Consider the following 11410-nt stretch of genomic DNA (forward strand, 5'->3'; position numbering starts at 1 on the left):
TGCGCTGCTGCCCACGCCGAGCGACCACGATCGTGCAGGCCATCCTCGTTCTCCACCGCGTCGAAGCCAACCGCTACGCAGGATGAAAAGGGCTCGCTCTACATCTGGCGCGCTCAAGAGGGACGGCCTCTCGGCGTACTTGACATACCTCGCGGGGTAGTGCGCAGCATGTCGTGGCAAGACGCCCTCATCATCGCCTACGACGACGGCACGATCATGAGCTGGGACGTATGCAATAAACCCCGCGCAGGTTCCGGCTGAAGGCAGTGAGCCCCATGCCCTCAACAGCGAAAGAAGGCCATCGATATGGCTTGCCGCCAAAGCCAGTCGACTGAAAGTTCACCAGCGTGCAAAACGGCTCTTGTGGTGGCCCGCCGATGTCAAACAGACAGGCCGTGGCGCACTGGGTCCTACTTGCCGGCTGCACACTTACGCAAGGTTATGGCGGTCAGTCTTGAGCCAATCCTGGCCGTACCGTAACCTATGGGCATGCGCACCCGAGAATGGTGCACATGTGATGCGTACAAGAGTTCGAATCCCCCCTCGGACACGACCCATAGGCCCACGGTGCGCGCTGAGATCGGTTTCAGCGTGCACCGTTTGCGCTTCGGGGTGGTATGTGTGATGGCGGGGGATGGGTGGTCGCCCAGCTGGGCGTCTGCCATCGCGGTGATCGTTTTCTCGATGTGATCGGGGTGGAACGCGGTAGCGAGCCAGGTGTCGAGTGGATCGGTGAGGGTCTCCTCGCGGAGGTAGACGTTGCGGGGATGGGAGACGTCGTTGGCGAGGGCGTATTCCTGGGGGAAGCGGCAGCGGTAGTAGGCGGCGCCGTGGTTGTACTGGCCCTGCATCCGCCGGTTGCAGGCGGCGCAGTAGATCAGGCCGCGGAAGACGTACGGGTTGTGGGCGCGGCGTTGCCGTTGCGGGAGGTCCAGACCCAACCGGTGTCGTGCGAGCAGCGTCTGCGCCTGTTCGAAGCTGGCCTCATCGATGATCGGTGGGTGGGTGATCTCTTTGGAGACCACCCACTTGTCCCGCGGGTTCCAGCGCATCACTCCGGTGTGACCGAGCGCGACGTCATCGACGTCCAGGAGGACCTCGTCAGTGCGCTGTTTGTTCCAGACCTGCCGGCCCGTGTAGCGGGAATTGGTGAGGATGACGCGGACGGCGCTCTTGGACCAGGCGATGCCGCTGCGGTGGGGGTTACGGGCCCGGTCGTGTGCGGAGGGGCAGGGCACGTGGTTGCTGGTGAGTGCTTCGGCGATGGCGTACAGGCCGCTGCCGGTGAGGAAATCGTGGAAGATCTGGCGGACGATCGGGGCGGGCCCGCGGGTCGGGGGTGAGGCCGCGTAGGTGTTTGCCGTCGGCTGCCTTCGCCGGGTTGGGGTGGGGGCCGAGATCCTGCAGGGTGTAGCCGTATGGGGGGCGCCCGCCGAGGTAGCGGCCTTCGAGCAGGGTCTGAGCGGCCATGGCGGTACGGACGCGCAGCTTGATGCGGTCGCGTTCGCCTTTGCTCATGCCGCCGAAGACGGACATGACCAGTTCGTGGGCCTCATTCTCGGGGTTGATCGGGCCGCCGATCTCCGGTACCCACAGTTCGACGCCGTAGTGAGCGAACAGCGGCACGGTGAGACCGAACTGGTTGCCGTAGAACGCGCGGTGGGGTTCTCCGACGACGACGGCGGAGAATCCGCGCCTGGGGTCGCGGAGCGCGGCGAGAAGTCGGCTGGCGTGCGGGCGGCGCTGCCACGGCAGCGAACGGCTCTGGCCGATGTCGAAGTACTCGGCGGTGATCTGGCCGCCGTGGGGCTGGATGAGGGTTGTCGCCCGACTGAGTTGCCAGCTGCGGGAGGACTCGGGGTGGCCGATGACCGGTTCGCCGCACTGCTGGACGCCGAACATCGGCACCTGACCATCCTGCGCAGCGGTACGCCCGGCGGCGCCATCGAAGCATTGGACCATCTCCGGACCGTGTACGACGAGATGGCCCAGCACGACCCGGCGTACGTGGCGCTGCGTCGCGGGTCCACCGCCAGCACCGAGGAGATCCAACACCTCCTCCGGTGACAATTCCGGGCGCTGACCGCTGCCATGTCGGCAACTGGCGCTGCGACGTCTGTCGCCATCATCGGCGCAGCCGCGCACAGCGCGCCACACCGAGCGTCCTCAATCCTGTAGCACGAAGAACGTTGGCATGGACTCCTCGATCTCCGCGGTGAGTTCATCAATGATTGCGGTGGGCCAGCCGAAGTAGGACGTCGTGTAAGTGAGGGCATTGTAGAATGCGGCGAGTGCTGCCCTCGCCGCATTCTCGGCGGAAGTGGGGTGGCCGGGGACGCTTGCGGGCAGAGCACAGGACGATTGCCGAATAGCCGTGTGAGCTCTCCCGGGCGACCTGCCGTACCTCAATTGATCCGTCCAGCGGCCCGAATTCGGGTCGCAGCACCGCCCGGAGGTCGTGTTCGTCGACATCCGCACTGGGAAAAGTCTTCTCCCCGACGGTGTAACCGCGGCAGCGGCGCAGGGCCGCGGTGACGAAGAGACCCCCGGGCCGGACCAGGCCAGTGATGTGGCGCATGAAGAACTGCCAGGTCGCCCGGTCGGCGGTGGCGGAGTCCGCGCAGTAGGCGCTGACCACCGTCGCGTATCGGCGGTCCATCGGGCGGGGCTGCCGGGCGTCCACCCGGATCAGCGCGGTGATCTTCTCCCGGGCGAGATCCTCACGGATCGCCACGTCCTCGTCGGTCGGGCAGCTGACCCCCTCACACCGCAGGGTGTAGCGGACGAACGGGCGCCAGTCGTGAGCATCGTGTTCGCGGTCGATCCACCGCTGGATCTCGTTGAGATTCGCCGGCAGGTAGTCGCCCAGGTGGATCTCCGAGGCCACCTCGGCGGCCGCGAAAACGTGATGCAGGGTGGGCCCCACCCCGAAGAACAACACGGGCTGACCACGTTCCGCGCGTCGCATCGCCTCGACGAGGAACGCGATGGTGGCGATCTCGTCCGGTTCGACGGTGCGGTAGTAGCCGGCGAGGTACTCCGCCGGTATCCAGTCCGTGTCGAATGACGCGTACCGGCGGCGCCGCCGGGTCAGGAAGGCTCGGGTGAGGCGGGCGAGGCCGTACTCGTACAGGGCGGCGCCCAGGTTGGCGCCGCCGAGGAACACGAGTGCCTCGTTCGAGGTGATCGAGTCGCTGAAGGCGGCGATCCCGAAGGCGCCCGCGTAGTAGGGCACCTCCTTGGCGACCTCGGTACCGGCGTACCCGAGGGCCGCCGCCAGGCGCGGTGCGCGGACACCGCTCGCCCTGCGCCGGAGCACGTCGTACAACGCCTTGGACAACACGTTGGTGCTGGTGCCCGTCGTCGCCAGGAGCGTCCAGTTCGCCCGCACACCGGTCCGCAGGCCGAACCCCCAGACCGCGTAGGTGGCGACCAGAAACGCCACCGTCCCGCGGTGGTCGAGGCTGCTGAGCAGGCCGGACGCGACCAGGCACGCGCCGGCCGCCACCACGCTCGCCTCCAGCGCGTAGGCCGATGCCGTGGTGGCGACGAGGCTGAAGACCCAGTTCCAGAGCTTGCGGTGCGTCGTCGGGGCACGGTCCGCCGGCCGGCCCACCGGAGCCGCACCGATGTCGTTCATACCGGTGCCGCCGCTCTGGCCGGTCGTCGGCCCGGCTCCCAGGCCATCGACTGGAACACCGCGACCACCAAGGCGCAGACCGGTCGCCCGGTGCAGCGGGCGCCGGCGACCGCGATGCCACGCGACGGGAAGCTCGTGCCGCGGTTGCGGCACAGCGCGTCCAGGGACGTGGTCACCAGCCCCCGCAGGCTCACCTCGTCGTCGGCGTCATGTTCTACCAGCAGTCCGCGCCCGCAGTCGTCCTGCACCCAGCCGAGACCGGCCCAGGCCTGTGCGTCCGGCACCGCCGTCCGCGCCCGTGCCACCACGCAGTACAGCCGGTCGCCCCAGCTACCCGGTGTACGGCCGATCCGGTCGACCTGCTCGACGGAGCTGGCGGGCGGCAACACCGAGCTGAGGTAGATCAGGTTCCGGTCGGCGACACCGGCCGCCACCAGCGCGGCGTCGAAGGCGGCCAGCTCGGTCGGGCCACGGCCGACGGCTCCGGCCACCAGGATGTTCATCGCTGTCCGCCGTCCGCGCGGACTGCGGGCGGGGAGTCTTGCACTGTCCGCGCCCGTTCCGATCCGGTGCGCTCGGCCTCGACCAGCACCCGGCGGGAAAGCTTGCCCGACGGCGCCCTCGGCACTGACGAGGTGAACCGGACGGCGCGGAGCCGCTTATAGGGAGCGACCCGCTCGGCCACGTAGGCCAGCAGTTCCGCAGCTGTCGCCGGTCCCCGCAGCACCACGTACGCGACCGGCACTTCGCCGGCGTCCGGGTCGGGCCGGGGTACCACGGCCACGTCCGCGACCGCCGGGTGGGTGAGCAGCAGGTGTTCCAACTCGGCCGGCGCCACCTGGTACCCCTCGTACTTGATCAATTCTTTCAACCGGTCGACCACGTACAGGTAACCGTCCTCGTCGAAGTAGCACAGGTCCCCGGTGCGCAGCCAGCCGTCGGCGTCGATGGTGGCGGCCGTGGCCTCCGGACGGTCGCGGTAGCCCCGCATGACCTGCGGGCCGCGGATCCATAGCTCGCCGGCGCGCCCGGCACCAAGGTAGGCACCGCCGTTCGGATCGACGACGCGCGCCTCGGTGTTCGGCACCAGTCGACCGACCGACCCGCGCCGCGGCTGGTCGAGTGGCCCTACGGCGACCATGGCGGTGGCTTCCGTCATGCCGAGGCCCTGGCTGACCACACACCCGAGCCGCTCGGCGCATCGCTGCTCCACATCGGCACCGAGGGGAGCCGCACCCACGCCCAGACTCCGCAACGAGGACAGGTCGTGGTCGTCCACCAGTGGATGATCGGCCAGCGCGGTCGCCATCGGCGGCGACACGATACTGACCGTCACCCGGTACTCCTCCATCGTCCGAAGGAAGGCTTCGAGGTCGAAGCGCGCCAGGGTGACGACGGTCGCGCCGGCCGCCAGACTGCACGGCAGCACGACATTGAACCCCATGACGTGGAAGAACGGCGCCGCGGCGAGCACCACGTCGTCCTCGCGGAAACCCATCACCGCCTGGCTCTGGCGAACGTTCGTCACCACGCTCGAGTGGGTCAGCTCCACTCCCTTGGGCAGGCCGGTGGTGCCGCTGGAGTACGGCAGGGCGGCGAGTCCGCGATCGGGGTCGTCCGCGAGCGTCGCCGGCGGGTGGTGGTGGGCGATCAGTTCACGGAACGACGTTGCGCCGACCGCGTCCCCGAAGACCAGCACCTCCTCGACGCCCGCCCGCTCGGCGGCGGCCACCGCGCGGTCCAGGAACGGCGGCACGGTGACCAGCATCCGCGCCCCGGCGTCGGCGAGCTGACCGGCCAGCTCCTCGACGGCGAGCATCGGGTTGGCCCCGGTGATGATCCCGCCGGCTGCCATCGTCCCGTAGGCGGCCAGGGCGAACTCCGGCGAATTGGGGCTGTAGAGGGCCAGCACGTCACCCGGGGCGAAGCCTCGGGCGACCAGGCCGGCCGCGACCCGCTCCACACCGGTGGCGAGTTGCCGGTAGCTGATCGTGCGGCCGGTTGCGCCGTCGATCAGGGCCGGCTTGTCGCCGAGGCGGGCGGCATGCCGCAGTACCAGCGATGGCACGGTGGTCCCGCCGACCTGGACGTCCGGCAGATCGCTGCGGGACGGATGAACAACGGCCATGGCTACTCCTTCACCGTTGACGCCGGCACCAACCTGGGCAGGTTGCCGCTGGTGGGCCCGGGTTCCGACACTCATGAGCCGACCGTAGGGAGCTGCCGTGTGCAGACCGTTTCCCGACCGTTTTCGCAGCGTGGAAAGCGATAGAGTTCGTTCCGGACGACGACGGTGGTGGCTATGCGGAACCAACAGTTGCGTGTCCGGGTGCTCGGCGGGGCCGAGCTGACGATGGATGGGCGTCCCCTGGTGGAGCTGGCCTCCGCCAAGGCGACGGCGCTCCTGTTCTACCTGGCGGTCACCGGCACCGCGCACTCACGCTCGGCGCTGGCCGGGTTGCTCTGGAGCGACCTTCCGGAGCCGACGGCCCGGGCCAATCTGCGGCTGGTGCTGACCAAGCTGCGCCGGGTCGTCCCGGAGCAGGTGGCAGTGAGCAGGCAGACCATAGCGCTGGCGGACAGCCGGCAGGTGTGGGTCGACGTCGCGGAGGTGAGCCGGGTGGCCGCCGCCCACCAGGACGACGACGAGCTGCTGGAGGCCGTCCGGCTCTGCCGAGGCGACTTCCTCGAGGGTTTCGGCGTCCCGGGAGCGCCGCTTTTCGATGATTGGCTGACCGAGCGGCGCGCCGCTGTTCGGGCGGACATGCTCGCGCTCATGGACCGTGCCGTGCAGCGGGCCAGAGACCGGCGGGATGCTGCCGCCGGGATTGAGGTGACCCGCCGCCTGCTGCAGCTGGAGCGCCTGCACGAGGAGGCGCACCGTGCGTTGATGTGGTTCCTGGCCGTGGGCGGTCAGCGTAGCGCCGCGCTTGCCCAGTACGAGACCTGCCGCTATCTCCTTCGGGAGGAGTTGGGTATCGAGCCGGCGGCGGACACGCTTGCCCTCCGTGACGAGATCGCCGCCGCCCGTGGGTTCACCGCGCTGGGTGTTGACCCGCTCGCGTCCGCCGCTCGGCAGGACGTGGCCCTGGCGGCCGGGTCGCCGACGACCGATCTGCCTCGCCCGCTCACCGCGCTGGTCGGTCGGGAAAGGGAGCTGACGCGCCTGCATGAGCTTCTCGATGATCCCACGTGCCGGCTCGTGACCCTGGTGGGTCCCGGCGGGATCGGAAAGACCCGGCTGGCGGTAGAGGTCGCCGCGTATCGGCAGGGGCGTCGTCGTGACGGGACGGTGTTCGTGTCGTTCGTTGGCACCAGCCCGGCCCGGCCGGCCGAGGCCGCCGATCTGGTCGTCGCCGGTCTCGCCCGCGCGCTCGAGATCGACCTGGCTGTGCCCCGCGAACCGCTGGACCTGCTCGCCGAGCAGTTGGCCGGCCGCGAGCTGCTTCTCGTGCTCGACAACCTGGAGCATCTCCGCGACAGCGCGGGAGTGCTCGCCGAACTCCTGAGGCGAGCACCCGGCGCGCAGCTGTTGGTGACGTCCCGGCGGCCGCTGGGGCTGGGTGTGGAGTGGCTGGTCGAGGTGCCAGGTCTGCCGTACCCACCGCCGGGCGCCGACGCGGACGCCGCCGGCTACGAGGCGGTGCAGCTCTTCCAGGAGCGGGCCCGGCTGCTGCGTCCCAACTCCCCCGCCATCGACGGCACCGCGGGGGCCGGCCGCGTGTGCCGGCTGGTCGCCGGGGTGCCGCTGGCCATCGAGCTGGCCGCCCGCTGGGTGCGCTCCGCCACCCCGGCCGCCATCGCCGATCGGCTCGCCAGCGGGCTCGAACTGCTCGAGACCACCGCACCCGACGTGGAGCGGCGACACCGCAGCCTCCGCTCCGTGATCGACTGGTCGTGGCAGCTGCTGACCGACGAGGAACGCCGGACCCTACGGCGGTTGTCGGTGCTGCGCCGTAGCTTCGACCTCGCGGCCGCCGGCGCCGTGGCGGGCGCCGGACTGCCGATGCTGGCCAGCCTCGTCGACCAGTCGCTGATCGCGGTCGGCGAGGACGGCCGCTACGAGATGCACGAGCTGCTCCGGCAGTACGCGGCCGAGAGCCTGGCCGCGGACCCCGCGGAGGAGGCGCGGACCCGGTGGCGCCACGCCGAGCACCACGTCGCACTGCTGCCCCCGCCGGGCGAGGCCCGCACCGAGGGCGGGCCGAGTCTGGAAACGGAGCAGGAGAACCTGCGGGCCGCCACCGAATGGCTCATCCTCGGCGCCGACCCGATCACGCTCGACGCTCACCTGGTCCGGCTGTGGGCGGTGTACCAGCGCCTGGGCTGGTTCCGGGAGGCTCAGGCCTTCTTCCGCGCGGCCCTGGAACGTCACGTCGCGCCCCTGCATCGGGCCCGCTGGCACCGCATGCTCGGCGAGACGCACCAGCAGATCGGGGAGGCGAACGCCGCTCGGTACCACCTGGAGCGGGCACTGGACCTCCTGGTCGGCCGCGTCCCGACGTCGACGTCGGGACGACTGGGGATGCTCGCGTCACAGGTGATCCGCCGGACGCTTCACGGCCTGCGGCCGGGTGGTGTCGTGGCCCGGGGTGCGGACCGGCGTGAGGCGGCCCGCGAACGCGCTGCCGCCTGCTTCACGATCGCCGAGGTCTACTGGGTACTCGATGAGCACCTTCCGGTCCTCGCCGCGTCGATCTCGTCGCTGAACGCTGCCGAACGCGCCGGGGACCTCGATCTGATCGTGCGGGCGCAGGCTGGTCTCGGGATGATGATCGGCACCGTGGGGTTGCACCGGCTCGCGGGCCGCCACCTTCGCGCCGCGAGCAGCGCCGTCGAACGCACCAACGATCCGCTCACCGCCTGCTGGGTCGGCATTGTGGGCGGGCTGCACTGGACCGGGGTCGGCGACTGGGCCGCCGTCGACCTCGGCGCCGACCGGGTCCTGAAACTCCGGCGCCGGACACCGATGCACCGGTGGGCCGACGAGGTGCTCCTGATCAGCGCATTCAGCCGGTACCTCACCGCCCGCTACGCGCAGGCGGCCGCAGCGGCCGCCGAGGCGATGGCCTCCGGCCGAGAACGCCGCGATCCCGTCGTACACCTCTGGGGTCTACTCGTCCTGATCGAGACGGCCCTGCGCGCCAACCCCGACGACCCGGCGCTGGCAGGCTGGTCCGAAGAGGCCGCACAGCTTTTGCCGGCAGCGGCCAGGATCGACGCGGCCCGCCTCCACGCCGCCGTGGCTCGCCAACACCTTGCCAGCGGGCAGCCGTTGGACGCGTGGCAGGCGATCCGCACCGCCGACCACCTGATCGGCCCACATCCGTCGTTCGAGCAGTACGCCATCGAGGCGCACGCCGGCATTGCCGAGGTCTCTCTGGCGCTGCTCGAGCTGGCGGATCCGCATCGACGATCGGCGCGCGGAGCGCGCGAGCCTGACCCGGCCGAGCTGCGCGAAAGCACCGCAGTCGCCCTGCGCCGGTTACGCCGCTACGCCCGCACGTTTCCCATTGCCCGTCCGAGGGCGCTCATCTGCCTGGGCTGGTACCGATGGCTGGGCGGCCGGGCCGAGCCCGCCCGGCGGGCGTGGGTCCGGGCAGCCCGCGACGCCGAGCGACGTCAGATGCCCTACGAGCTGGCACGCGCCCATTACGAACTCGGCCGTCACCTCATCGCGGGACAGCGGTCAGCCCTCGGGCTCGACCGGGCTGAGCACCTTGAGCGAGCGATCGCCGAATTCGGCCTTGCCGGATGCCGAGCGGACCTGCGCCGAGTTCAGGCGCTCGCCCGGCGGACCGGCTCGTAGCCCGCATCGCAATACCACCGTTGACGTTCTCCGCCGGCACCGTGATCATCGCCGGGATCCTCGCCGGCGGTGACGCGGCTCCCCGCCATCGACGCCCCGCCCACTCTGCGGGTCGCCGCTGCGTTCACCGAACTCGCCCAGGCGATCTGACCGCGGACCCGACCCGGGTTCAACACGTCCGCCGATCCGATTACGCAACGGCGCCGGCCACGCGATGTCTTCGCTGTACATTTGGCCCGTTTTGAGGTATCCGTGGAGGGTGCCGACGAGGCGGTTGCCGAGCTGGCGGAGCGCGGCGTGGTGGCCGACGCCTCTGGCCCGGAGTTGGTCGTAGTAGGCGCGGGCGCCTGGTGAGGTGCGCAGCGCGGTGAATGCCTGCTGGCCGCGGGCATCGACCAGCCTGTCGTTGTGGATGTATCGGGCCAGCACGACCTTCCTCTTGCCGGAATGGAGGGTGATCGGGCTGGTCCCGGCGTAGTTCTTGCGGGCTCTCGCGTCGGCGTAGCGGTTCTTGTCGTCGCCGAACTCGGCGAGCACCCGGGCGCCGAGCACGACGCCGAGGCCGGGCTGGCTGAGGTAGACCTCAACGTCCGGCTGATCGCTAATTTGGGGCTTATGCCGCATCCGAGTTATCTGTCCGGTTCTGTTCCCTATGCTCCAGTTGATACCCGTACCCGATCCAGGAGTCCGGCCGGTCCTGCGCCGCGTGCTGCCCACGCCGCGCGTACGCCCGGCTCGCGTCGCCGTGGGGCGCGCCCCCGCCGCGGTGTGCACCGCCGGATCCGACAGAGATGCGTGAGACACGATGAAGGACGCGGACACAATAGTCCTGCCCCGGCTGGCGTCGACGGAGGTCGACGTCGAGGACCCCTGGGGTGAGGACCACGCGATCGTCACCCAGGCGACGACCGACACCGGCCGGTGGCGGGTCACCGCCTGGCTGGTGCCGGCACTGTTGACGGTCGCGCTCTGCCTCCTGCGGGCCGGCGTGGCCACTCCGCCGGGCGGCGGCACCCCGGGCCTCGCCGGTTCGCCGCTGCTGCGCTGGTGGGCGGAGGTGCTCGGCGCGTCCGGCCCGGCGATACGGGTGGTGTCGACGGTGGCCGTCACCGCCGCCGCGGCCCTCGTCGGGCTCCTGGCGGCCCGACTCTTCACGCCGCGGGTGGGCCTGCTGGCCGGCGTGATCTTCGCGCTGCTGCCGACGTCGACCCGGTACGCGCAGGAGATCCAGCCGTACGCGCTGACGGTGTTCGCCGCCGTGCTCGCCACGCTGCTGCTCGTGCGGGCGGTTGACCGGCCGACGGTCGGACGCTTCGCCGGCTACGGCGCCGCGGTGCTGCTGCTGGGCCTTTCGCACGGTCTCGCGCTGCTGTTGCTCGCCGGGCACGGCTGGTCGATGTTCGTCTTCCGACGCGGGGTGGTCGGCCGGTGGTCGGCGGTCGCGATCCTCGGCGCGCTCCCCGCGGCTGTCGCGCTGGGGCTTCCCAGTGGCGTGGTCGGCGGCGGGATCGCGCGGGGGTCGGAGCCCACTCTGGACGTGCTGGCCGCGACGCCCCGGAACCTCTTCGGCGTCACCGCCCTGGGGGTCGTGCTGGCCGGGTTGGCGCTGTTCAGCCTGCCGCTGCGACGCTCCGCCGCCCTCTACACCGCCTGGGCGGTGGTGCCGCCGCTGGGTCTGCTGCTGGTCGCGCAGGCGACGCCGGTCTGGGTGCCGGAGGTGCTGCTCTTCACGCTGCCCGCGTGGGCCACCCTCGGCGCGGTCGCGCTGGCGCGGGTGCGCGCCCGGTGGTGCGCGGTCGCCCTGGTGGCGATCGCGGTGCTCGGCGCCCCGGCGCAGCTGGCCCGGTCCACGCCCGGGGGGCGCGAGCGGGCGACCGGCGATCTCACGAGGGTCGTTCACTTGTGGACGCGACCCGCCGACGGTGCGACGGCACGCGAGGCGCACCCCGCCGGTGGCTGAG

At 70.8% G+C, this 11410-nt stretch carries 7 protein-coding genes and 2 pseudogenes; 3 read left to right on the plus strand and 6 right to left on the minus strand.

Going from position 1 to position 11410, the window contains the following annotated elements:
• A pseudogene (locus tag ABZT87_RS29610) lies at positions 1–86 on the plus strand (IS5/IS1182 family transposase); the annotation flags it as partial.
• A 324-nt stretch (positions 87–410) separates the two neighbouring features.
• Here the strand turns inward: ABZT87_RS29610 and ABZT87_RS29615 are convergent.
• From ABZT87_RS29615 to ABZT87_RS29635, 5 genes are all read right to left on the minus strand, one after another.
• The gene (locus ABZT87_RS29615) at positions 411–1316 is read right to left on the minus strand and encodes a recombinase family protein (protein WP_355139722.1); all 906 of its coding nucleotides are present in this window, start codon (positions 1314–1316) and stop codon (positions 411–413) included.
• Positions 1204–1962 (minus strand): recombinase family protein, encoded by a 759-nt coding sequence (locus ABZT87_RS29620; protein WP_355139624.1) that lies wholly within the window; start codon positions 1960–1962, stop codon positions 1204–1206. Before ABZT87_RS29620 ends, ABZT87_RS29615 begins: the two co-directional genes overlap by 113 nt.
• A 262-nt stretch (positions 1963–2224) precedes the next feature.
• Positions 2225–3640: a guanitoxin biosynthesis pre-guanitoxin forming N-methyltransferase GntF gene (gene gntF, locus ABZT87_RS29625; protein ID WP_355139626.1), complete on the minus strand. Its 1416-nt coding sequence runs from the start codon at positions 3638–3640 to the stop codon at positions 2225–2227.
• A complete protein-coding gene (locus tag ABZT87_RS29630) occupies positions 3637–4143 on the minus strand; it encodes a pyruvoyl-dependent arginine decarboxylase (protein ID WP_354858590.1) in 507 nt (168 codons plus the stop codon). The genes gntF and ABZT87_RS29630 overlap by 4 nt, the downstream gene beginning before the upstream one ends.
• Positions 4140–5768, minus strand: a complete 1629-nt coding sequence (locus tag ABZT87_RS29635) for an AMP-binding protein (RefSeq protein ID WP_355139628.1) — start codon at positions 5766–5768, stop codon at positions 4140–4142. Before ABZT87_RS29635 ends, ABZT87_RS29630 begins: the two co-directional genes overlap by 4 nt.
• A 174-nt stretch (positions 5769–5942) precedes the next feature.
• Between ABZT87_RS29635 and ABZT87_RS29640 the strand changes: the two genes are divergently transcribed.
• The gene (locus ABZT87_RS29640; protein WP_355139630.1) at positions 5943–9449 is read left to right on the plus strand and encodes a BTAD domain-containing putative transcriptional regulator; all 3507 of its coding nucleotides are present in this window, start codon (positions 5943–5945) and stop codon (positions 9447–9449) included.
• A 240-nt stretch (positions 9450–9689) separates the two neighbouring features.
• On the opposite strand, the pseudogene ABZT87_RS29645 reads toward ABZT87_RS29640, so the two are convergent.
• Positions 9690–10043: pseudogene (locus ABZT87_RS29645) on the minus strand (transposase); the annotation flags it as partial.
• Between the two features lie 211 nt (positions 10044–10254).
• Here ABZT87_RS29645 and ABZT87_RS29650 point away from each other — a divergent pair.
• Positions 10255–11409 (plus strand): glycosyltransferase family 39 protein, encoded by a 1155-nt coding sequence (locus ABZT87_RS29650; protein WP_355139632.1) that lies wholly within the window; start codon positions 10255–10257, stop codon positions 11407–11409.
• Position 11410: the final 1 nt, after the last annotated feature.

The sequence above is a fragment of the Micromonospora sp. NPDC005237 genome (assembly GCF_040607775.1).
Taxonomy (GTDB): domain Bacteria; phylum Actinomycetota; class Actinomycetes; order Mycobacteriales; family Micromonosporaceae; genus Micromonospora.